This window comes from Nocardia sp. NPDC050378 (genome assembly GCF_040655675.1).
GTDB lineage: Bacteria > Actinomycetota > Actinomycetes > Mycobacteriales > Mycobacteriaceae > Nocardia > Nocardia coubleae.
Genome location: NZ_JBFAKI010000006.1, coordinates 296,091 through 318,891 on the forward strand (window position 1 = coordinate 296,091; position 22,801 = coordinate 318,891).

Here is a 22,801-nt window from a genome sequence, read left to right on the forward strand (position 1 = left end):
CATCGAAATCACAAGGTAGAAGGAGCAATTCAGTGCATCAGGGACAGAGAACGCTGATCCGCGACGTCACGGTCCTCTCCATGGACCCCGCGATCGGTGATCTCCCCCGGGGAGATCTGCTCATCGAGGGCGACATCATCGTCGCTGTCGGCGTCGATCTCGATCCCGATGAGCCGGCCGCCGTCATCGACGGTGCCGGGCAGATCGCGATTCCAGGGCTGATCGATACCCATCGTCACATGTGGCAAGCCGTGCTGCGGGGCTGCGCGCCACACCACACGCTGATGGACTATTTCGGTCATGTCCTCAGCAGATTGGGTCAGGTGGTCACGCCCGACGACGTGTATCTGGGAAACCTACTCAGCGCCTACAGCGCATTGACCGCCGGTGTCACGACTGTCCAAGACATCTCGAATGTGCAGAACACCCCCGGACACACCGAAGCCACCATCGCCGCACTGCAGGAATCCGGCCTACGCGCCGTCTTCGCCTACGGCAACGGCATGCCCCATGGGCTGGCCAGCGACCGCAAGCTGCCCGATTACGTTCGCACGGTGCGCGATCGGCTACTGCCCGACGACCACGCCCGCGTCACCATGGCATTGGCGACCGAACAGGGCACCGCGCAGGATGAGCACCGAAACTGGGGCTTGGCCCGCGAACTCGACGTGCCGGTCACCCGGCATGTCGTGGCAACCCACCCCGGTGATCGCCCGATGCTCCGCCTCGCCGACCTGGGTGTGATCGTGCCCGGAACGACGTTCATCCACGGCAACGGACTCGATGAGCACGACCTGCGCATCATCGCCGACCAGGGCTGCGGGCTTTCCATCGCACCGGCGATCGAGCTCATGATGGGCCATGGGCTTCCGCCCTTCGCCGCCGCGGACGCCGCGGGGCTGCGCCCCAGTCTCAGCGTGGACGTCGAAGTCACCGTGGCTTCGGATCTGTTCGGGCAGATGCGGACAGCCTTCCAACTCAGCAGGTTCGCCGGGCTCGAGCACACCGTCCGCGACATTCTCGAGTTCGCCACCGTGGAGGGCGCGCGCACGCTCGGCATGTCCGACCGGATCGGCTCGCTGACCCCCGGCAAACAAGCCGATGTCGTGCTCTTGCGTGCCGACCAGCCGGGCACGGCACCGGTCTACGACCCTTACAGCACGGTCGTACTCGGCATGGACACCGCGCACGTGGACACCGTGCTGGTCGCAGGCAGGACCGTCAAACGCGACGGCCGATTGTGCGACGACACCCTCGCGGCGGTGACGGCGGCAGAGCTGGTCCGCGACCGGCTCGTCGCCGCCGGCCACCACGTGACCGAATTCGTCAGTCAGTAGAGATGGAGGAACCGTGAACACAGTGCACCAACCCGACCGTGAACAGGTTTCGCGCCACCCGGCGGCCCGCCCCGGTTCGGCCCGTACCGGGTGCGTCATCATCGAACGAAGAGATGCGGCACGCAACCGTCGGCGGGTCCTCGACGCCGCCGCAGAGTTGATCGACCTCCATGGCGTCGATGCCCTGACGATGGACGCCGTCGCGAAGCACGCCGGAGTCGGCAAGGGCACGCTGTATCGCCGGTTCGGCAACCGAACCGGATTGATGAACGCCCTGCTCGACGCCTACGAGCACGACCTGCAGGTGGCATATCTGTCCGGGCCCGCCCCGTTGGGGCCGGGCGCCTCACCGCTCCAACGGTTGCTCGCGTTCGGTCGCGCTCGACTCGCCTGCACCCAGGTCGAAGCCGACATCCGCCTGGCAGCCGACGGATCACACCGATTCGGGTCGTCGTACTATCTCGCCGCACGGGATCATGTCACCGGCCTGTTGAACACGGCCGGGGTGGGCGACGATCCGTACTTGTCGGCCGACGCCGTCCTCGCCCCGCTCGACGCCGCCTTGGTAGCGCATCAACTCCACGACCAGGGCTATTCACTCGAACAAATTGCCCGCAATTGGGAGACACTGGTGGGCCGGATCTTCGCGGCGACCGAATGCGCATCGCCGAACGCGGTGCCGCGTGCACTGCGATCGGACGAATACGCGCAGAGCCGCGGAGTCGTATCGGGGTTTTCGTTGCCGCCGAGCGTAGGGTCCCGAGCATGACCGACTACGGGCAACCGCTTCGATTCGGAATATTCCCGACTCCGGACGCCGACAGCGCGCAACAGGTGCTCGCCGTCGTCGAGACCGCCGATCGCGACGGGCTCGACCTGGTCGGGGTGCAGGACCACCCATACCAGAGCCGGCATCTGGACACCTTCACACTGATGGCTTTCCTGCTCGCCCGGACACAGCGCATTCAGGTATTCCCCGACGTCGCGAACTTGCCGCTCCGGCCACCCGCAGTGCTGGCCAAGGCCGCGGCCGGCCTCGGCCTGCTGTCGGGCGGACGATTCCAACTCGGTCTCGGGGCAGGCGGATTCAACGAAGCTGTGCAAGCCATGGGCGGTCCCGCACGCAACCCACGCGAAGCCGCCGAAGCGCTCGAGGAAGCCATCGATGTCATCCGTCTGATGTGGTCGGGCCAACGATCGGTGCGCTACGACGGATCCCATTACCAGCTCGCCGGGGTGCACCCCGGTCCCGCTCCCACGCCCGCGCCGGGCATCTGGCTCGGTGTGCGCGGCCCGCGGCTGCTGCGGGCACTCGGCCGCAAGGCCGATGGCTGGGTGCCCTCGTCCAGTTACGTACCCCCTTCCGACCTGCCCGAGATGCAGCGCCGTATCGACGACTCCGCGCAGCAGGCAGGTCGCGATCCGCGCGAAATTCGGCGCGTGTACAACGTCTTCGGCACGATCACGACCGACGGATCCTCATCGGGTGCGTTCTCCGGCCCTGTCGACCAGTGGGTCGAGGAGCTGACCGACCTCGTCATCGAGTACGGCATGGACACCTTCGTCTTCGGTGCACCGGCGGATGATCCCGTCCAACTGAGGCGTTGGGCGCGCGAGGTCGTTCCCGCTGTGCGGGAATCAGTCGAGCGCCACCGAGGAAACTGATTCGCCAGAGCACGGCGACTTCGGCCTGGTCGTAGGCGAGCAGACGCTTCGCCTCGGGTGCACGCGGATTACGTCGAGCTGTGCAAGTGAGGCAGGTTGGCGCCCCGGCGGGGCACGGTGTGCATGGAACGGGTCAGATCCGCGTCTTATATCCGGCAGTCGACGTGTGATGTGAATTGCCGGCTATGAACGGATCGCGCCGCCGCTGTGCTCGGAAGCTGGTGTGGGCGTGACGAGGGTGGGTGCGACGAAGCGTTCGATGAGGTGACGTTCAGCCGCGGAGTCGGGTAGCGGCCAGGCGAGCAGTGCCAGGACGACACGCACGATCCATTGGGCCGCCTCGTCGTCGGGGTTCAGGCCGGTGACCGCGATGGCAATGTGGCCGAGTTCGGGTGCGGTGGCGAGGTATTCGTCGGCGCCGTTGGCGCGGATGTTGGCAAGCCACTGCGATAGCGCTGGGTCGGTGCGGATGGCGCGGATCGAGGCGACGATGGCCTCGACGGTGCGGCGATGCCCGGTGAGTCCAGCGACCTCGGCGTGCACCCGGTCGGCGACGGTGGCGGCGGAAGCGGCCATGACGGCACGGACCAATTCGGTCTTGCCGCCCGCATGCCGATAGAGGGTGGCGCGCGAGCAACCGGCGTGGGCGGCGATGTCGTCGATACCGACCGCAGCGACGCCGTGCTGCAGGAAAAGGTCCGCAGCGGCAGCCACGATGCGCTCCCGCGCGACGGTGTGGCGGGCGCGGCCGGTGAGCCAATCGATGCGCTGATCAGGCACCTGCGTCACTGTCTCTCTCGCCGATCTCCATACTGTCTCAGCTTAAGACAGATTCTCGAATCCGTCTCGACTTTGACGAGTCGGATTTGTGGATCTGACTGCACAATCAGTAGGTATCGCAGGGTGGAGACTCCGTTCGTGCTCGGTTGCAGCAGACGTCCTGTCTCAGTGTGAGAAGCCCATTGACACATGTGTCACTCGGGAGCACGGTGGCGTGCGGCAAGCAGTTCCGCGGATGGGAGTCAGCATGGCAATGGCGTCATCGCCGGTGATCGACGTGTTCGATGCGGCGAACCTCGAGGATCCGTATCCGATGTACCGGCAGCTGCGGGAGCAGGCGCCCGTGTATCGGTTGCCGGGTACCGATTTCTATCTGGTGTCCTCGTGGGAATTGGTGACCGAGGTGACCGGCCGAAGCGGGGAGTTCTCCTCGAACCTGACCGCGACCCTGGTGCAGCAGCCCGACGGCACCACCACCGCCTTCGACATGGACCACGGCGGTCAGGCCATTCACGTGCTGGCCACCGCCGACGACCCGGTCCACCAGCTGCACCGGAAGCTGGTGTCCTCGGTGCTGTCCAAGCGGATCCGCACAATGGGGCCGACCGTAGACGAACTGGTCGATCGGCTGTGGTCGCAGGAGCTGCGCGACGGCCGCATCGACTTCGCGGCGGGTATGGCCGACAAGCTGCCTCTCGCACTGGTCGCTGCGGTGATCGGACTGGCCGATGCTGATGTCCCGCAACTTTTGCGGTGGGCCTACGACAGCACCGAGATGCTCGGTGGTGTGGTACCTGTCGAACGTCTCGGCGCGCTGGTGACGTCGGCGGCCGAGCTGGCGGCTTACCTGCACGAGCAACTGCTCTTTGTGGAAGGATCTGCGGCGCAAGAGGAGTCGGCTCACAGCCTGCTCGGTGTGCTCGCGCGCGCAGTCGACACGGGGGAGCTGCTTCACGAAGTAGCGGTCCTTACCCTGGTGCAGCTGGTCGGCGCGGGCGGGGAGTCGACTGCGGGCCTGATCGCCAGCGCAGCAAGATTTATCGCCACCGACCCGGAGGTGCAGCAGCGGCTGCGTGAGCAGCCGCACCGGATCCCAGCCTTCCTGGACGAGACGCTGCGGCTGGAGTCGCCGTTTCGTGGCCACCATCGCCACGTCACCCGCGATACCGAACTCGGAGGCGTGCCACTGTCTGCGGGCAGTCATCTGCTGCTGTTGTGGGGAGCGGCCAACCGCGACCCGACCATGTTCACCGACCCCGACGCGTTCGATCTCGACCGCAACGGCGCACGCGCGCAGCTGGCCTTCGGCAAGGGTGTGCACTTCTGCGTCGGCTCGGCGCTGGCCAAACTCGAGGCCGTCGCGGCCATAACCGCACTACTGGAACGCAGCACATCGATCACTCTCGATCCCGACAACCCGCCGCTGTGGGTGCCGAGCTTCTTCGTTCGCCGGCACCAGAGCCTTCCCCTGATCATCCACTGACTCTCGACGGGACTATCGTGAACACCACCGACCCTGCCACCCTGGTCACCGCGTTCTGCGCCGAATGGGGCGTGGGCACACCGGAATCCATTGCCGCCTATTTCAGCGAGGATGCCGTCTACCACAACATTCCGATGCCCCCGCTCATCGGCAAAGCCGCGATCCTGGATTTCCTGCACGGGTTCATCGGCACCTTCGGCCGCATCGACTTCACCATCCACCACCAGGCGATGGTGGGTGACACTGTGCTCAACGAGCGGACCGACCGCTTCATGCTGGGAGAGAAGAGGATCGAGCTGCCGGTGATGGGAACCTTCGAGGTACGTGACGGCAAGATCGTAGCCTGGCGCGACTACTTCGACATGGGCCAGTTCACCGCGATGAACCAGGAGGCATGAGGCTGCCACTTCGACCAGGGGTTTTCTTGTTTCCGGTTGCTTCAGGTCATAGCTGAAACCCACGGCCGACTTCGGTATAGGTCTCGAACCACTGCGCGGCCCGGTGGTGCAGGTGGCTCATCTGCTACGGAGGTGATCTGCGACGGTGGCGAACATCAACCGCGTGATCATGATCCGTTCGGGGTCGAGGGGGACTGGCCAGCTCGACAGTTTCACGCCGACCATGTCGGCGGTGCGGTCGATGTAGATGAATTGTCCGTGGATGCCTACGCAGGACGCTGTTTCGCCATCTGCCGGCACCCAGAACTGGCTGCGATAACGGCCGCCGGGAAGGTAGTCGGCGTCAGGTCCGGAGGCAAACGCTGCGGTGAGCTCGTCGCTCGGCGCGAACAGGTCATCGATCCACGCCCGGCTGACGACGCGTTCACCGGCGGGCGTGATGCCACCGTTGAGCACGGTCATCCCGAAACGGGCGACGTCGCGCGCGGTCGCGACGATTCCGCGGTCGGGCATCGCGCTGCCTCCGGGGTCCACGCAGAATGAGGCGTCGGCCTCGGCTCCGAGCCGAGACCACAGGAGCTCGGCCGTAAGGTCGGCGAATGGCTTCCCGGTGACGGCCTCGCACACCCAGCCCAGCACCGCGGTCTCGCAACTGCGGTACTCGAAGTATCCGCCGTGCGGCCGGTCAGCGGTGAGACCGCGCAACAGCTGCCTCTGGCCGAGGGGGCCGCCGTGGTGGTGGGGTGCCCAGCCGATGGCTTCGTTGTGGAGCGCGTCGTCGGAGTCGGGGTCGAAGTAATCCTCGGAGTACCGGACTCCGGTGCGCATGTCGAGCACATCGCGCAGGGTCGCGCCCGCGTACCCGCTGTCGGCCAGCTCCGGTAGGTAGGTCGTCACCTGCTCGGAGGTGGCGAGGGCTCCCTGGTCGACGAGCGCGCCGACGATGATGGATGTCATCGACTTGCTCACCGACATCAGCAGGTGACGGGTATCGGCGGTCATCGGCGTGAAGTATTGCTCTTCGACGATGCGTCCGCCGTGGAGCACCAGCCACGCATCCGTCTCGGTCCGTGCATGCGCGTCGGTGATCGTGCCGTAGTCGGCTGAGACGACCAAGTCGCGCAGCGGCGTCGGCGCAAGTGGTAGCTCGGCGACGGAGCGATCACCTCGGCGGATCAGCGCCGTCGGGAGGAAGTCCGCGATGTGTTGCAAGGATTCCCGGATCCGTTCGGGCGTCCGCCAGGTTGCCAGAACGGTCTCGTCGTTCGTCTCCGGCGTGGTCATGGTCATCGTCCTCTCAGGTCACGTGCGCGGATGAGGTTCGGAGCCGCGCAAGTTCTGCGCGGGCGCGGATAGGGCTCCAGCTCTCCGCGCAGCCAGTTCCATCGGCTCCTCGGGGCCGTGCGGTGCGATGGAGCCCTACTTCGATCGGGTCGAGTGGTGCTCCATGTCGACACGACGTCTCCTCAAAATCAGTCATACAACCGACTGCTGATGCATGGAGGACGGTAGCAACGTTTTGCCGTGGCCACAGGGCTTTTCGGCAAAGTTCAAGTCATGCGACCGAAAGATGTGCGCGTGCATGGCGTACGCGGAGGCATCAACATTCGACATGTCGACCTCGGATAAGGCGACGGGCGCCGTCCTTGGCCGGGCGGATCGGTAGGCGGTTCAGCTCGAGCACGACGGTGCGGTTGTGGGCGACGGCAGCAGCCAGTCGCGAGTGTCCCCTCGGCAACGAGCGGGGGCGAGGGGTCCAGTCCTTGATCGCGGTGGCGATGCAGACCCACTCGTGCGCCTGGGCCGCCGTGGCGCCCCAACGGCGAGGAGCAGGGAGCGCGCCGCTCAGCCGATGCTGCGCCAGACCGGACGCGCAGTCCGACTGCCGGCCGTCCGACCATCGCGTCGAGGTCGCCGACCCGCTGTGGCGCTCATGAGAGGTGCCCGGCAACGATTTCGGCGGTGCGGCGCCCGGAGCGGACCGCCCCTTCCATGTAGCCGTTCCAGTCCACGGCGTACTCGGCACCGGCCCAGTGGATCCGGCCGACGGGCTCGCGGAGAACATCGCCGTAGCTGGTCCAGGTCCCGGGGCCGAAGTGGGCGCCGTAGCAGCCGCGGGTGAACTCCTCGGCGCTCCAGTTCTTCTCCAGGTAGGAGACAGGTTTCGCGGCCTCCGGGCCCAGGTATCGGGCGAAGCAGTCGAGGACGGTACGGCGGCGTTCGTCCTCGGGTAGGCGCTGCCAGCGGCGTGCCTCTCCGCCCTCGACGAAGCCCAACAGGACGCCGATCTCGCCGCTGGGTGGCGAGACGTCGAAGGTGACCTTGACCGGTCCCTGGTCGCTGATGGCCTGACCGTTGAGTCCCTTGTCCCGCCAGAACGGCGTGGGGTAGGTGGCGAAGGTTTTGACGACGGTACCGGCAGGGAGGCGCTGGGTGAGCTGGTCACGCCAGGCCGGCATCACCGGGTCGTAGTCCAGCCGACCGGCGAGGGTGGGAGGGATGGTGACAATCACCTGCTGTGCCGTGTGAGTTTCCCCGGAGCGAGTGGTCACGGTGACGCCCGAGTCGTGCTGAGAGATGGTGGCCACGGGTCGGCCGAGCCGGACGTCGAGGCCGTCGGCGAGTCGTTCGGCGACGAGCACCGAGCCGCCGACTACACGGTCCTTCTGGGCGCCCTGGTCGACCGAGATCAGCGTCTCGAGGTCGCGGTTGCTGCGGCTGTAGAACAGCGCGTGCAGAAGGGACAGGTCCTCGGCGTCAGCGGAGAACAGTGCTTCGGCGACGATCCGGAAGTACGCTCTGCCGCTCGCGGTCCGCAAGTTGCGCCGGATCCAGGACTCATAGGTCTGGCCGTCGAGCTCACGCGCCTTGGGATGTGTCCACGGCTTTTCCGGGTCGATGGTGCGTGCGAGACGCTCCCAGCGCAGCAGGCCCTGGGCGAGGTCGGCGAGCGCGAACGGGTTCAGCTTCGGCGTCGCGCCCTTGTGGCCGGCGAGTCGGGACTGCTTGCCGCCGAGCTGGAGCAGGAGCAAGCCCTCCTTGTTCCATGTGGGGAAGGTTTCCAGGCCGAGCTCCTCGACCAAGGCGTACATCTCGTCGTGGCCCTCGCCGATCCAGGTCCCGCCGAGTTCGACGGGCCGGCCGTCGATGGTGCCTCCCTCGGTGCGGCCGCCGACGCGGTCCCGAGCCTCGAGCACAGTCACGGTCTTGCCCTTCGCGACCAGCGTGCGGGCCGCAGTCAGCCCGGCTAGACCGGCACCCACGATCACGACATCGACGTCCTGCATGGTTTGCACTCCTCACTGACAAAGTCAGTCGTATGACCGAACTTGTCTGCGAGCGTAGATCGCGACAACGCCGTCGGGCAAGAGGCGAGCCCAAATCGTCACGCGTGGTGGCTCAGGTCGACGAGCCGCACCGGGTTGTTGGGGTGTCGTTCGTCGGTGAATCCCGACGCCGAGGGGCAGCGGGCAACGGCTCATCGGATCGGCGAGTTCTGACGTGGCTGACTACTTGTGGTGCCAGACCTTGATCGCGGAGACAACCAGCAGCGCGGTCAAGACCGGGATGAGCGCAGCGCTGGGCACGATACCGAGCAGCAGCCCGCCAACGATGGTGCCAGCGATCGACCCGGCGGCCATGACGAGCACGAAACGGGTGTTGGCGCGCAGGATCTGGAAGGAGGCGTCGCGCCTGTAGCGCGCGAAAGCGACCAGCATCGTCGGCAGCGACACCATCAGCGACAGGCTTCCGGCGACCTTGATGTCGACGCCGAACAGCAGCACGATTGTCGGGATCAACAGTTCCCCACCCGCGACACCCATCAGCGCCGCGACGACACCGATCCCCACGCCCGCGCCGACCGCGGCAGCGACCCGTGCGATGGTCGACAGCTCCAGCGTCCCGACGTGGCCGAGGTGGGTCACCGCCAGGGCGACGGCGATCAGGACGAGTAGCAGGGCCAGGACCCGGTAGAGCGTGCGTGAGTGCATTCGCGTGGCCCAGCCCGCACCGAGCCAGGCGCCGACGAGGCTGCCCGCGAGCAGGTTCGCGGCGATCGTCCACTGCTGGCTCACCTCGGTGTAGGGCAGAGCGATGAGCCGGGCCGGCAGGGCGGTGAGGACCACGATCAGGCTCATCGCCTTGTTCAGGATAATCGCGTGTAAGGCGGCGAATCCGAACAACCCGATCAACAGAGGCAACCGAAATTCCGCGCCCCCGAGCCCGATCAACCCGCCCAGCACCCCGATCACCGCACCCGAGACAAACGCCGGTCCCAGCGCATCACGCCGTGCTCGGCCCACTGCTCCTGTCGGTTCCTCGACTACATCGCTCACACGCGCAGACGGTACGGACCCGTTGTAGCCTCCGTGGCCCCCGGCCGGGTGATGTCAGAATTCACCGATGGAACGAGGGGGTGTGTCCCGGCGCTGTCGTCGGTGGGCTGTGTGCTCCTTCGGGCGGGGCGTGGGTTCACGAGTGCGTCGGTGAGTCGGGCGCGGCGCCGTGGCAGGGACTGTTGTCCGCGAGGGTGGAACGGATCTCACGCGCCACGCGCTCGCCGGATTCGATGGCGCCCTCGACGTACCCGGCGTGCTCGCCGGCGGTTTCGGTGCCCGCCCAGTGGATACGGCCGATCGGGTGTGCGGCGATGGGGAAGTGTCCCTCGTCGTGCCCGATGATCGGCAACGCCGAATAACCGCCGCCGACGTGACGGTCTCGGTGCCACGCCTTCTCGTGCCAGCTTCGGGGTTGAAGTATCTGAGAGCCGAGGTGCGCGGCGAGTGGAGTCAGGATGGCGGAGCGGCGGGCGCTTTCGTCGAGGTCGTCGAGTGTGCGCGCTTCGGGTCCGGCGATGAGGATGCACAGGTGGCCGGGCCCCTTGGGTGGGGATGTGTCGAATACGGACATGGCGGGCTCGGTCAGCGTCATCAGCTCGGCATCGCCGTGCTCACGCCAGTACGGCCGGTCGTAGACCGCGATCGCCTTGTACACAGAACCCATATAAGTGTTGTCCTGCAACCGGATTCGTTCGGCGGGCAGTGGCGGATGGTGTTCGATTCCGGAAGCCATCGGCGGGGGAACGGTCACAATCACCTCGGCCGCACGGTACGTACCGGTCGCCGAATGGATCGTGACGCCGGTGTCGGCACGGTGCAATGCGGTCACCGCGCTGTCGAACACAACTTTTCCGTCGAGTTCGGTCGCGAGCCGCTCGGCGAGTGTTCCGGCCCCCTCGACGATGAGGCTGTCTTGCGCGCCGCCCTTGGTGGCCAGCATTGTCGCCAGGCCGCCCTGGTAGCGGACGCCGTCGAGGAAGGCACGCATCGACAACCGGTCGAGGTCGGCGGTGGTGGATACCGAGACGAGGACTTCCAGCAGCCGCCGAGCTCGCCGGTTCGGCACCCGCCGCAGCCATGACTGGACGCTCTGCGACTTCCAGGAGCGGGGCTGACCCAACCGTGACATGATTTCCCACACCAGCAAGGTGGCGGTGGTCACCGCACCTGTCGCGCTGCAGTTCCGCACGGCCGCAACACCATTCACGATGACCGGTCGCTTCGGTGTATGCATGGCGAAGACTGTCGTGCCGAGTTCGGCGGCCAGCTCTTCGAAACGATGGTGGCCGTGTCCGATCCATTGGCCACCCACATCGACTCGCGAGCCGAGCGCCGTGGTCTCGGTCAGTAACCGCCCGCCCGGCCGGGAAGAGGCTTCGAGCACGACAACGTCGATGCCGTGGCGATGCAGTTCACGGGCTGCGACAAGCCCGGCCATACCGGCACCGATCACGGCAACCGTGACCGCCCTCGGTCCAGGAGGGGCTGCGGATGGATCGATGGATCTGTGCTGGGGCATCTCGTCACACTCCGATGGGTGAACATGAGCCGACTCATTAAGTCAGTCGTATGTATTAGCCACGATAGAGCCGAGATGCCCTGGCCGCAATGGGCGAGAGGAAAGCCTTCGGGGGTCGCTACCGCCGCGTCGCGCTGCGTGCCACCGGCTGCGGGTCGGCGAACAGGACCAACATGTCCAATGCCTGATCCAGGTCGCGGCGAGCGCGGGCGGCATCAGGCCTGGCTATGTACTGCAGAATCAGCCCGTCGATCAGGGCCAGCGCGAGGCGCCCGAGTGTGTCGAAGCCGACGGCGCAGCGCTCGCCCGCCGCTTGGGCGGCCTGTTCGCAGAACTGGGTGACGACCGAGCCGTAGCTCTCGTACTGCAGCTGGGCCAAGCTGCCCGCTTCGTTGCGCAGGGAGTAGGTCATCAACTCGTACTGCATGATCTGCAGCCCGACGTGGTTGCCGACCAGTTTGTCCCAGAAGCTGGAAACGCCTTGCCGTAGGGCGTGCTCGACGCCTTTGTCGAGTTCGAGCCCTGCTCGCAACGCTTCGGAGATGTCGTGGATGACCCGGGTGAGGACGGCTCGAAGGAGCTGGTCCTTGGTGGGAAACACGTATTGCAGAGTTCCCAGCGGCACGCCCGCCTCGGCGGCCACCCCACGCAGCGTCGTGGCCGGTACGCCGACGTCGCCGAGCACGGTGACGGCCGCCGCGATGATCTGCTCCTCACGCTCGGACGCTTTGACGTAAACCACGGGCTCTCCTCGACTCGCCGGCGGACAAAGTTCGCCACAACTCTTGCACACTTGCCGGGTGTCACCTATCTTACAGTCATACAGCCGACTGACTTTGTAGAGAGACGAGTCCGGGCTGACCGAAATCGAGGTCGTGGTGATTGGTGCCGGTCTCCCCGGCTCGGCCTCGGAAATTCTCGATCGTTTCGATTCCTGGAGGGCAATCACCATGACACCGACCGAGCGCGTAGCGATCCCACCGCTGGACGCCGTGATCGAGCGATTGCGAGAGGGCGAAAAGACCTGGGCGGCACTGTCGTTGCGGGACAGAATCGACCTTCTGACCACCTTGACCCAAGCGACGCAGCGCAACGCTCAGCAATGGGTGGACACCGCATGCCGTATCAAAGGCCTCGCCGCCGATTCGCCACTGGCCGGTGAGGAATGGATCAGTGGCCCGTATGCGTTGCTCAGCAGCATCGGAGCACTGTCGGAGTCGCTGGCCGCTCTCGCCGAAGGACGCAGCCCGCTGGACGGCACTCACCTGTCCGAGGCTCCCGGCCACCGTGTGGCGATTCGCGCGCTGCCACACAACCTGTTCGACCGGCTGCTGCTGAACGGGTTCACCGCCGACGTGTGGTCCAGGCCTGGCACCTCGGTCGCGCAGTTGCGCGCCACCGCAGGCCTCGCCCAGCGTCGACCCGCCGAAACCGCCGGTGTCGGACTGGTTCTCGGTGCCGGGAACATCTTCTCGATAGCGCCGCTGGACACGCTCTACGAACTGTTCGCGTGCAATCGGGTTGTGCTGCTCAAACTCAACCCGATCACCGATCCGCTGCTGCCGGTGTTCGAGCAGATCTTCGCCCGGTTCATCGACCTCGGCCTCGTCGGCATCGTCACCGGTGGTGTGGACGTCGGGCAGGCGGCCGTCACCCACCCGGGAATCAGTCATGTGCATATCACCGGCAGCGTGAAGTCCCACGACGCCATCGTGTTCGGGCCCGGCGCGGAGGGCCGAGCCCGGAAACAACGCGGCGAAACGCTGCTGGACAAGCCGATCACGAGCGAACTCGGCGGGGTATCACCGACGATCGTGGTTCCCGGCAAGTGGTCGGTACGAGATCTCGCCTACCAGGCCGAGCACATCGCAACCCAGAAGCTGCACAACAACGGGTACAACTGCGCAGCCTCGCAAGTGCTCGTGCTCAGCAGCGACTGGGAACAGAAGGACGCCTTTGTGGCAGCCTTGCGCAAAGCCCTCGCGAACGCGCCTGCCCGGCAAGCGATTACCCCGGCAGCGACGATCGATGCGCGAGCGCGACCGCCGCACATCCCGGCGCCGAACCTCTCGACGAGACCGGCAGGCTCCTGCTCGACGACCTCACCGCCGACGACGTCGCTTACACCGAAGAATATTTCGGCCCGGTACTCGCGATCACCTATGTGCCCGGCCAGGACAGCCAATTCCTCGACAATGCAGTCGAATTCGCCAACACCCGATTGGCCGGCACTCTCGGTGCCAATATCCTTATCCACCCGCGCACGCAGCGACGGCTCGGCACTCGATTCACCGAAGCGATCGCCGACCTGCACTACGGCACCATCGCGATCAACGCATGGACCGGCGTCGGCTACCTCACTGCTCGCGCCACCTGGGGCGCTTTCCCCGGCCACACAATCTACGACGCGCAGAGCGGAATCGGGGTGGTACACAACGGCGTCCTCCTCGACCACACCGAACGAACCGTGGTTCGCGGACCGTTCCGGCCGTTCCCACGCTCGGTGCTCACTGGGGAGTTCACACTCTCCCCACGCCCGCCCTGGTTCGTCACCAACCGAACCGCCGCCACCACCGGCCGCGGACTCACGCAGTTCGCTGCCCGACCAGGCTGGGCCGAGCTTCCCGGGATCTTCGCCTCCGCGCTGCGCGGATAAGTGAAAATGACAGGCTAGTCGTGTCAGCGACCCGGATGCGCCCGCACGCGGCCGCCGACATCATCCGCGCGATGAGGCTCCATCGGCGTACTCGGTTCGTCGATCACTGAGGTCCTTCGGTCGGATCGAAGGTGAGCGGCTGCCCGCGCTTTCTGCAACAATCCGCGTTATAGCAGCTAACTCCTGGACTGCTGGAACAGCAGGGTCGGTTCAGCGAAAATGTCGCGGCCGCATTGCGATTGGTAGATGGTGTGGGCAGGTCGGGCCAGATGTCCAGGTCGAAGACGATGTCGCCGAGGCGCCATTCTTCTCGGTAGTTCTCTTGGCTACGCGACATCGACACGACGCTGGGTGGCGTAGACACTACGCGCATTTCCACTATGGTTTGCCGAATGCGAGCGTGACGTTGTGGCCGCCGAATCCGAATGAGTTGTTGAGTGCGTAATCGATTCGCTGTGATCGTGGCCCACCCGCGACGATGTCGAGATCGCTTGCCGGGTCGGGTTCTCGAAGTTCAGTGTGGCCGGGGCGAGCTGGTCACGCAAGCTCAGGATCGTGAGGATCGATTCGAGTGCGCCGACTGCGCCGATCGAATGCCCTAGCGCTGATTTCGGTGCATACACCGACGCTTCAGGAGTGACGGCAGTGATTGCGGCTGCTTCGGAGGCGTCACCGATCGGTGTCGACGTCGCGTGCGCGTTCACGTGGTCGATGTCGGAAGCACGCAGTCCGGCAGTGTGAATCGCCTTACGCATCGCCCGCGCGGCTCCGGTGCCTGCGGGGTCGGAGGCGACGATGTGGAAGGCGTCGGAGGTGATGCCGGCACCCAACACCCTGGCAACGATCTGCGCGCCTCGTGCTTTCGCGTGCCGCTCGGATTCGAGCACAAGCAGCGCGCCCGCTTCGCCGAAGACGAAGCCGTCCCGGTCGCGGTCGAAGGGCCGGGAGGCGCGTTCGGGCTCGTTGTTGCGGGTACTCATCGCCCGCATCATCGCGAAGCCCGCGATGGGGACCGGATCGATGTGTCCTTCGACGCCGCCGGTCACCACCACGTCTGCCTCACCGGTTCGGATCAGTCGCCATGCGTGCGCGATTGCTTCCGATCCCGACGAGCACGCTGAGACCGGTGTGAAAACACCACCCTGTGCGCCGATTTCGAGCCCGACGGTGGCGGCAGGGCCGTTGGGCATCACCATCGGTACGGCCAGCGGAGAGACCTTGCGGTAGCCGCCGGCCCGCATCGCGTCGACGGCATCGATCAGTGCGTCACCACCGCCGAGGCCGGTGCCGATGGCAACAGCGAGGCGCTCGCGGTCGACGTCTGGGGCGCCCGCTGCCTGCCAGACCTGCCTACCCAGGACGAGAGCCATGCGTTCGACGTAGGAATTTCTGCGCTGTTCGATCCGCGTCAGCTCGGTATCGGGCGAGGTGACCAGTGGTCCGCCGATCCGCACCGGGAGATCGTGCTCGGCGAGGAATTCCGCAGGCAGCGCACGGATTCCGCTCTCGCCGCGCAGCAGACGCGACCAGGTCTCGTCCATGGTGTCGGCCAGTGCGGTGGTCGCCGCGTACGCGGTCACCACCACACCCTCCGCAGTTTCTGAAGCGATCGATACAGTCATGCCGACATGAATACCTGTAGCAGTCGGTACAGTCAACCTATGGCTCGTCCCCTCGACCACCGCAAACGCGCGGAGCTATTAGCCGGCGTCGTCGCGTATATCGCCTCGCACGGCTTGACCGAACTGTCCCTGCGCCCGCTGGCCGCCGCGCTCGGGACCAGCTCGCGAATGCTGATCTACTACTTCGGCACCAAGGAAGAACTGCTGGTCCAGGCCCTGGCCACACAGCGACCAGACCTCGCCGCGGTATTCGCCGACGTGGTCGAACCCGCACAGCTACGCGATCGGCTCATCGGCTTCTTCGACCTGAATGCCGATGGCGCGGAGGCAGACAGCGTGCGGGTGCTGTTGCAGGTGCTCGGTGCGGCGTGTGCGCCGGAGTCGCCGTATCAGGACTATGCGAATACCGCGATCGCGGCCTTTGTCGACGAACTCGCAGTGGCGCTGCGCAGGACCGGATCGGCCCAAGATCCTGAGGTGGTGTCGACGCTGCTGGTCTCGGGATTGCGCGGCATCATTCAAGACCGTGTGATCACGGGCGACCGGGAACGCACCGGCCACGCAGCCCGCGCCCTGATCGACGCGGTCTTGCCGTCCGACCGATAGGTCGTGGAGTTGCGGTGATTCAAAACCCCTGACGGCGATGCCCCGAGGCAGCTGTCAGGGGAGTTCGGCGCGAATCGCGGAAGCCATGACCGCCCGCACCGGTACTGGCGGGTCATCGGTGATCCGGGTGATTCCGGCTAGACCGACGCCGAGCATCAGCAGGCGAGCGGCGGCCGCCCGCGCCTGGGTCGCATCGGCGACGGCACGGGACATCACGGCCGTGAGGACGTCGGTCAATTGCGTGAGGGTTTCGACATAGCTGCTCGCGACCGGGCCGCGCAGTTGGGCGTGCGCACCGGCCTCGGCCCAACGAGCCAGTGCGTGACCCTCGCCGTCGCCGAACAGGTCGGAGAAGAACAGTGCCAGCGCGGCGGCCGGCTCGAGGTCGAGGATGGCGTGCTGGTAGGCCGCTATCTCGCGGGCCGCGTACTGCCGCCACGCATCGGCGGCGAGTTCGTCGGTCGAGGAGAAGTGATGATGAATCTGTCCTTGTGAGCCGCCGAGTTCGCTCGCGACGGCGCGCGCCGTCACCGCGCTCAGTCCCTCTCGTGCCACCACCGTGGCTGCCGCCTCGACGATCGAATGACGGCGCGCGGCGCGGGCCAGATAAGCCATCGATCTCTCCATCGCACGTTTCGCTCGGCCCCGGACACCGAACGGCAGGGTGCGATCGTACGCGAGCGGGAAATAGACTGGACAGCCAATTTGTACATGGGTACAAATTGGCTGTGCCCACTGTAATCCGCCCCATGTCCACCCCAGACCTCGACCGCGCCGCGCAGGTACTCGGCGAGGCCTTCGTCGACTACCCGTGGACGAATTGGTGCGTCGCGAAAGACGATCACCTACAACGCATCTCATCGCTACAGCGCATCTATCTCGCGCACATGGCGCTTCCCTACGGGAGCGCCTACATCGACACCACCGGCCATGGCGTGATCGCTTTCCTGCCGCCGGACACCCCAGCGCCGAGCGCGGCGGTGTCGGCCGAAATCGCGGACCTGCACGGCGACCGACTGGATCACCTGATGGCGGCCGAGGAACGACTGTCGACGCTGCCGGTGCCCGACGGCGCCTGGCTGTTGGCCACCATCGGTACCACACCACAATCCCGGGGAGCCGGCCTCGGCACCGCGCTGATGAAACATGGCCTGGCCGAACTGGATCGAGCCGGGCATGCCTGTTGGCTGGATACCTCGACCGAACGAAACCTTCCGCTGTACCAACGGTTCGGGTTCTCGGTGGTCGACCACATCACGCTCGACACTGACCTGTCCGTGTGGCGAATGCACCGTCGCGAGGCCTAGCGAGCCGTGCCAGGCGAGGCCGACGGCGCAACACGGGTCGCACGATCCGCCTCCAATTCCCACCCCGATCGACATAATGTCCCTCGGGCGATTCACAACTGCGACGACATCGTTCTCGGCAAGGGCTACGACAACGAGCGGCGCGACCCAACCCGATCTGCTTCAAACTTCCGGTACCGAGCGGAACCAAGCTCGCCTGAGTGGGCCACCCGCCGACAAAGCCACATTAGAACTCCAGGACCTTGCTCGGATACCACTCAGTCGTCCTCGCCGGCGCCGACGACTGGGACGCCGGTGACACCCTCCACCGAGCCATTGAAGTCCGCGGCGGCCCGAGAGTACTCAACTTCCGAATGCTGTCCTTCCAACACCGCTCCGACGCCTATCCGTACGTCCAGGGCCGACCCCACCCGCGCGCGAGCTCCGTCGTCCCTGCCGAGATCGCCCTAGTTCAGCCGACGCGTGTGTTCGGTCCAGTCACGCCCGTCCCACCAGCGTTCGTCGTCGCCGTCCGGGTTGTTGTACCAACCAGGCGGCGGTGAGGAACGGGATCCCGGTGACATCGGGGGTGTGACGAAAGTGATTGGTGCAGGCCGTGGTTCACCCACTCGATACAGCGCACGCACGATCAGCACGGCAAGGGCGACTGGAACACTGAGAACGAGCATCACGGTCAGCGCGCCGCTCATGCTGCTGCCATCGCGGACGAGCAGGAAGATGGTGAACATACCGATGAGTACGGCTGCCCACCAAGGATTCCGGTTCGGCGCGTTGGGTGGTGCTGACACATATCGCGGGTGCGCGGGCGGCTGTGGTCGTTGCTCGAACATGGTTGGCCCCTCGTATGACCCGGCTTACGGCAGGGGTCAGCATACGGATTTCAGCTTTACCCAGGAACGAGTTAGCGCAAACGTGCTGAATTCATAAACATGACCGCGGTTCGCTCCGGCGCGACACGGAGACTGGTGGGGAGCGGCGTGATCCAACAGTCGCGTCCATATGTGACCCGCTCGCTTTGGATCTGTGTTGTCAGGGCAGCGGGCGTAGGCCGATGGCTGTTCGTGCGCTGACGTAGACGAGGCGGTCGTCGGGCTGGGGGAGTGGCGTGCCGTCCGCGGTGAGGGCGTGGGGGTCTGGGTGGATGGCGCGGAAAGGGATGTCCCAGAGTGGGTCGCCGGTGGCGCGATCGAGGGCGGTGAGACCGTTGGTGTGGGTGATGACGATCGGGTCGGTGGTGGTGGCGACGGTTTCGATGGGGGTGGACTGGGGGCGTTGCCAGCGGCGGTGGCCGGTGTGCATGTCGAGGGCTGTCAGCGTTTGGGCTTCCGGGTCGGCCAGGAGGGCAGTGTCGTCGACCACGGCCACCAGTGTCGAGGTGGAAGTGGCCTCCAGGTCGGGGGAGGTCCACACGGTGGCGCCGGTGCGGCGGTCGTAGGCGCGGTTGCCCAGGACGACGGGAATCGTGTCGTCGGCGGGGTGATCGAGCAGGGTGCGGCCGGGGGTTTCGGTCGTCGGCAGTGGCTTGCCGGTGCGGTCGAGGATGTCGGTGCCGGTGTCGCAGGAGACGCGCCGCACCAGCGCACCCGCGAGGGCGCTCGACCAGCCGCAGCCCGCGCGGGTGGCGGTCCAGGTGGGCGCACCGGTGTCGAGGGCGAAGCCTGCCAGGTCACTGCTGAGCGCGAGCACGCCCTGGCCGTGTGTGACGTCGATGATGATGTCCATCAACACGTCCTCCCAGGCGCCGCCCAGCGCGAACTGCGTGGTCCAGAACCGATCCGGGTCCTGCAGCGTGCCCGCTCGCACGCGCACGTCATCGTCTTCCGCATTGCCCTCCACCAGGTACACCCGGTCCTCGGTGGCCGCGATCGCGAACGGAGACCAGTCGATCGGGGTGCGTGTCGATTGCCCCGTGGACAGGTCATAGCCGACCACCGCCGTACCGTCGGCGCTGAACCCCGTGAAGCACACCAGGTGCCCGTCGACGGGCACGTCGGCACAGCCACCGAGATCGGCGGCGGGCGCACGCCAGCGGATACTCCCGTCGTACGCATCGATGCCGTACAGAGTCGAGGCTTCCCCGGTGCCGACCACGGTCACCAGGATGTCGTCGGTCGCGACGAAACCGCTGCTACCGGAATCGAATTCGGTGCCGAATACCGGCGAACGGAAGACCGCGTCTGCTGACCCGGACAACTCGGCCGCGCTCACCGACCAGGCCAGACCCGGTGCGGCACTGTTGGTTCCGGTGATCTTGCGAGTGGTATCGACGGGTTGTGACAACACCACCACCGCCCCGACGCCGGTGACGAGCGCTGCGACAGCGGCGACGATCAGTCCACGTAGTCCCGGCGTCGTCACGGCGTCACCGAACCCGGTGCGAGAGCGATCTTTTCGAGTTGTTCGAACGGTAGCGGCGCCGACGGCTGTTCCGCTCGACAGGTGACGTCGATGCGGGTGCCGTCCGGTGTGGTGAGAACGACGGTCCGCACGAATTCTTCGGCGGTGCGCCCGGATTGATCAGCGATGGTGAAGTATTCCTCACGGGCTTCGATCACGGTGCCGTCGGCGCTGGTCCGTGCGGAACCGCCATCCTTGGGTTCAGTGTCCGGCATCGGCTGACCTGCGGCGATCGACACCGTCAGCGTGGACGGCTGCCCCGGCGTCGTGACCCGAACCGCCTGACACAGGCCCAGACCGAAATCGTCGGGTCGCACGTCGCCGAGCGGGCGGTCGGTGCTCACCCCGTCGAGCGCGCCGGCCAGCGCCGCGTTCACCCGCGCTGCCACCGATTCGCCGAAGGCCGGCGAATCGTCCACTCGCACATGACAAGGCGGCGGCGGTTCGATGGTGCCCGGCGGAATCGGATCGCCGACACCGAGCCCGTCGGCGAGTGCGATCGCGACCAGCTCGTCTCTGGTGAGGGGCACGGTTCCGGTCGGCATCGACACCGACGGAGCATCGGTGGAGCGGACCACTATCCGGCTGCCATCGGGGCGATAGGCCATGACGCTGCGTGACAATGTGCGGATACCGTCCAGCTCCTCCCAGGTGTCGTGCAGGTCGACGGTCGAACCGTCCGGCGCGGTCCGGCGCTCGTCGAGCCAGCCCGCCGTGCACGCCGGGACCGGTTCTTCGGACTGTTCGACGGTCACCGACAGCGTCCCGGCACCCGCACCGCGCCGCAGGTCCGCTCTCGCATCGGTGAATCCACCGAACGGGCTGTCGGGTTCCCCGAGGATCGGTGTGAACAGCAGTGATCGATCGAGCGGCCCGAATTCGAGCGTCACATCGGTCGGGAGCGCGGCACGCAGCGCCGTCGACATCGCGACAGCCTTCCGCCCGGAGAACCACGGGTAGGCCGGGTTGTCGTATTCGCCGGGACCGAAGACCGCGCCATACGACTCGTCGGACGACGGCGCTTCGACACTCGAACAGCCGGGAATCTGAGTCGGGAACGTCACGGACGGGGAAACACGGACCGGCGTCGGCGGTTCGGCCTCGGGCGTGACAGAAACAGTGGTGGTGGGCGGCGCGGTGGTGAGCTCGGGTTCCGGCTCGTGCAGCAGCCCTCCGACGATCACCCCACCGGCCACCGCCGTGAAGCTCCACAGCCCGACCGTCCACCCCGTGATCGCACGCGCAGGCGTCTTGTCCGACATCCGGCCTCCTCGGGAACGTCTCGGACAATACGTTGACGCTGTCCGAGTTGCTCAGATCGTAGAAGATCCGGTTCACCCCGCCCGAGCTCGAGGAGTTCATACAGGCACAGGCGCTGGAGGTCTGTGGCGACTGTGCATTGCTCATCGGTGTTGTCTGCCAATCGGCGACATCGGGTCAGAGTGGGAAGGATCTTTCCTAGGCACTGTTCTGCCCTTCTAGCGCTGCTGTAACGGCCGTAGCTTCTAGTCATAGCCAGTGAGTAGCCAGCGAACGGAAGAGGGAAAGGCCATGGCAGACAACATCAAGACAGTGGCGGTCAAGGGCTGGGCCTGGGACATCGCGACGGATATCTACTTCCCACCGGGATTCGACGAGTCGAAGGTGTATCCGACGATCGTCTCCGCCCACCCCACCGGCAGCTGTAAGGCGCAGACGTCGGGCAACATCTACGGCAAGGCGCTGGCCGAGGCCGGCTTCGTGGTGGCGGCTTTCGACGCCAGCTTCCAGGGCGACAGCGGTGGCGATCCGCGCTCGGTCGAGGATCCGGGCTTCCGGACCAGCGATTTCAGCTTTGTGATCGACCATCTGGTGAGCCTGCCGTATGTCGACGCCGAGAACATCGGTGTGCTCGCGATCTGCGGTGGCGCGGGTTACGCCGTGGCCGCCACCAAGATCGACCGCCGGATCAAGGCGCTGGGCACCGTGGTCGGCAGCAACGTCGGCCGGCTGATGCGTGAGGGCTTTTCGGAGTACAACCCGCTCGGCATGCTCGAGGCCATCGCCGCGCAGCGCACCGCGGAGGCACGCGGTCAGGCTCAGGTGATCAACGATCTGCTGCCGCCGTCGGTCGAGGCGGCCGAGCAGGCGGGCGTCAAAGATATCGATGTGCTCGAGGCCACCGACTACTACAAGACCGATCGTGGTCAGGCTCCCGGTGGCAAGACCAGCTTCAACTTCGGCCGCCAGGCCGCCCTTGCCGACTGGGATGCCTACGATCGCGTCGAGGTCTTCCTGACCCAGCCGCTGTGTGTCGTAATCGGCGACAAGCCCGGTGCCTTCGCGTCGCAGCGGTTGAGTATGGAGCTCTACGGTCGTGCCGCGTCGAAGGACAAGCAGCTCGTCGTGGTCGAGGGTGCCTCGCACTACGACCTGTACGACCAGCCCGGCCCCACCGGCGAAGCGCTGGAGAGTCTGGTGCCGTTCTTCCACAAGAACCTGGGCTGAACTAGCTCCAGACGAAGCGAGGGCCACCGACACCGGTGGCCCTCGCTTCGTACGTGTCGGGTGGCCGACTGGGCCGATCGCGCAGTATTGATTCGGGGAAGACGACGATGAACAACCCACAGATAGCTGTACCGGCCGGTGCGTGCTTCTGGGGCATGCAGGAACTGATCGGTGAGCAGGCCGATGTGGTGTCGACAGGTGTGA

Annotated in this window: 18 protein-coding genes and 3 pseudogenes; 10 read left to right on the forward strand and 11 right to left on the reverse strand. The window is 66.1% G+C overall.

Features of this window, described 5'->3' with window-relative positions:
- Positions 1 to 32 precede the first annotated feature (32 nt).
- From AB0I35_RS16625 to AB0I35_RS16635, 3 genes are read left to right on the forward strand one after another with little or no spacing between them, the layout of a single operon-like run.
- Positions 33 to 1,337: an amidohydrolase family protein gene (locus AB0I35_RS16625; protein WP_357396851.1), complete on the forward strand. Its 1,305-nt coding sequence runs from the start codon at positions 33 to 35 to the stop codon at positions 1,335 to 1,337.
- 13 nt (positions 1,338 to 1,350) lie between these two features.
- Positions 1,351 to 2,106: a helix-turn-helix domain-containing protein gene (locus tag AB0I35_RS16630; protein ID WP_357396853.1), complete on the forward strand. Its 756-nt coding sequence runs from the start codon at positions 1,351 to 1,353 to the stop codon at positions 2,104 to 2,106.
- On the forward strand, positions 2,103 to 3,002 hold the full coding sequence (locus AB0I35_RS16635; protein WP_357396854.1) for an LLM class flavin-dependent oxidoreductase: 900 nt from the start codon (positions 2,103 to 2,105) through the stop codon (positions 3,000 to 3,002). Before AB0I35_RS16630 ends, AB0I35_RS16635 begins: the two co-directional genes overlap by 4 nt.
- Before the next feature lie 183 nt (positions 3,003 to 3,185).
- Here the strand turns inward: AB0I35_RS16635 and AB0I35_RS16640 are convergent, their stop codons facing one another.
- A complete protein-coding gene (locus AB0I35_RS16640) occupies positions 3,186 to 3,782 on the reverse strand; it encodes a helix-turn-helix domain-containing protein (protein ID WP_357396855.1) in 597 nt (198 codons plus the stop codon).
- 253 nt (positions 3,783 to 4,035) lie between these two features.
- Between AB0I35_RS16640 and AB0I35_RS16645 the strand changes: the two genes are divergently transcribed.
- Both AB0I35_RS16645 and AB0I35_RS16650 read left to right on the forward strand, forming a co-directional pair.
- The gene (locus tag AB0I35_RS16645) at positions 4,036 to 5,265 is read left to right on the forward strand and encodes a cytochrome P450 (RefSeq protein ID WP_357397017.1); all 1,230 of its coding nucleotides are present in this window, start codon (positions 4,036 to 4,038) and stop codon (positions 5,263 to 5,265) included.
- A gap of 41 nt (positions 5,266 to 5,306) precedes the next feature.
- Positions 5,307 to 5,663, forward strand: a complete 357-nt coding sequence (locus AB0I35_RS16650; protein ID WP_357397018.1) for a limonene-1,2-epoxide hydrolase family protein — start codon at positions 5,307 to 5,309, stop codon at positions 5,661 to 5,663.
- A 117-nt stretch (positions 5,664 to 5,780) separates the two neighbouring features.
- Here the strand turns inward: AB0I35_RS16650 and AB0I35_RS16655 are convergent, their stop codons facing one another.
- The 5 genes from AB0I35_RS16655 to AB0I35_RS16675 form a co-directional block, all read right to left on the reverse strand.
- Positions 5,781 to 6,947: a serine hydrolase gene (locus AB0I35_RS16655; RefSeq protein ID WP_357396856.1), complete on the reverse strand. Its 1,167-nt coding sequence runs from the start codon at positions 6,945 to 6,947 to the stop codon at positions 5,781 to 5,783.
- 647 nt (positions 6,948 to 7,594) lie between these two features.
- The gene (locus tag AB0I35_RS16660; protein WP_357396857.1) at positions 7,595 to 8,950 is read right to left on the reverse strand and encodes a flavin monoamine oxidase family protein; all 1,356 of its coding nucleotides are present in this window, start codon (positions 8,948 to 8,950) and stop codon (positions 7,595 to 7,597) included.
- A 222-nt stretch (positions 8,951 to 9,172) separates the two neighbouring features.
- A complete protein-coding gene (locus tag AB0I35_RS16665; RefSeq protein WP_357396859.1) occupies positions 9,173 to 10,000 on the reverse strand; it encodes a sulfite exporter TauE/SafE family protein in 828 nt (275 codons plus the stop codon).
- A 136-nt stretch (positions 10,001 to 10,136) separates the two neighbouring features.
- Positions 10,137 to 11,522 (reverse strand): FAD-dependent oxidoreductase, encoded by a 1,386-nt coding sequence (locus AB0I35_RS16670; protein ID WP_357396860.1) that lies wholly within the window; start codon positions 11,520 to 11,522, stop codon positions 10,137 to 10,139.
- A gap of 118 nt (positions 11,523 to 11,640) precedes the next feature.
- Positions 11,641 to 12,264, reverse strand: a complete 624-nt coding sequence (locus AB0I35_RS16675) for a TetR/AcrR family transcriptional regulator (protein ID WP_357396861.1) — start codon at positions 12,262 to 12,264, stop codon at positions 11,641 to 11,643.
- Positions 12,265 to 12,472: 208 nt separating this feature from the next.
- Here AB0I35_RS16675 and AB0I35_RS16680 point away from each other — a divergent pair.
- Positions 12,473 to 14,178, forward strand: a pseudogene (locus tag AB0I35_RS16680) (aldehyde dehydrogenase family protein).
- Positions 14,179 to 14,556: 378 nt separating this feature from the next.
- On the opposite strand, the pseudogene AB0I35_RS16685 reads toward AB0I35_RS16680, so the two are convergent.
- A pseudogene (locus AB0I35_RS16685) lies at positions 14,557 to 15,800 on the reverse strand (KasA/KasB family beta-ketoacyl-ACP synthase).
- Positions 15,801 to 15,839: 39 nt separating this feature from the next.
- On the opposite strand from AB0I35_RS16685, the gene AB0I35_RS16690 reads away from it, so the two are divergent.
- The gene (locus tag AB0I35_RS16690) at positions 15,840 to 16,406 is read left to right on the forward strand and encodes a TetR/AcrR family transcriptional regulator (protein WP_357396863.1); all 567 of its coding nucleotides are present in this window, start codon (positions 15,840 to 15,842) and stop codon (positions 16,404 to 16,406) included.
- A 54-nt stretch (positions 16,407 to 16,460) separates the two neighbouring features.
- On the opposite strand, the gene AB0I35_RS16695 is transcribed toward AB0I35_RS16690, so the two are convergent.
- A complete protein-coding gene (locus AB0I35_RS16695; protein ID WP_357396864.1) occupies positions 16,461 to 17,021 on the reverse strand; it encodes a TetR family transcriptional regulator in 561 nt (186 codons plus the stop codon).
- Between the two features lie 134 nt (positions 17,022 to 17,155).
- Between AB0I35_RS16695 and AB0I35_RS16700 the strand changes: the two genes are divergently transcribed.
- Positions 17,156 to 17,713: a GNAT family N-acetyltransferase gene (locus AB0I35_RS16700; protein ID WP_357396865.1), complete on the forward strand. Its 558-nt coding sequence runs from the start codon at positions 17,156 to 17,158 to the stop codon at positions 17,711 to 17,713.
- Between the two features lie 446 nt (positions 17,714 to 18,159).
- On the opposite strand, the gene AB0I35_RS16705 is transcribed toward AB0I35_RS16700, so the two are convergent.
- The 3 genes from AB0I35_RS16705 to AB0I35_RS16715 all read right to left on the reverse strand — a co-directional run bounded on the left by AB0I35_RS16705 (position 18,160) and on the right by AB0I35_RS16715 (position 21,372).
- On the reverse strand, positions 18,160 to 18,441 hold the full coding sequence (locus tag AB0I35_RS16705) for a DUF2510 domain-containing protein (protein WP_357396866.1): 282 nt from the start codon (positions 18,439 to 18,441) through the stop codon (positions 18,160 to 18,162).
- Positions 18,442 to 18,742: 301 nt separating this feature from the next.
- The gene (locus AB0I35_RS16710) at positions 18,743 to 20,071 is read right to left on the reverse strand and encodes a PQQ-binding-like beta-propeller repeat protein (protein WP_357396868.1); all 1,329 of its coding nucleotides are present in this window, start codon (positions 20,069 to 20,071) and stop codon (positions 18,743 to 18,745) included.
- Positions 20,068 to 21,372: a hypothetical protein gene (locus tag AB0I35_RS16715; RefSeq protein WP_357396869.1), complete on the reverse strand. Its 1,305-nt coding sequence runs from the start codon at positions 21,370 to 21,372 to the stop codon at positions 20,068 to 20,070. Before AB0I35_RS16715 ends, AB0I35_RS16710 begins: the two co-directional genes overlap by 4 nt.
- 289 nt (positions 21,373 to 21,661) lie before the next feature.
- Between AB0I35_RS16715 and AB0I35_RS16720 the strand changes: the two genes are divergently transcribed.
- The gene (locus AB0I35_RS16720) at positions 21,662 to 22,597 is read left to right on the forward strand and encodes an alpha/beta hydrolase (protein WP_357396870.1); all 936 of its coding nucleotides are present in this window, start codon (positions 21,662 to 21,664) and stop codon (positions 22,595 to 22,597) included.
- Between the two features lie 107 nt (positions 22,598 to 22,704).
- Positions 22,705 to 22,800 (forward strand): annotated as a pseudogene (locus AB0I35_RS16725) (peptide-methionine (S)-S-oxide reductase); the annotation flags it as partial.
- Position 22,801 lies beyond the last annotated feature (1 nt).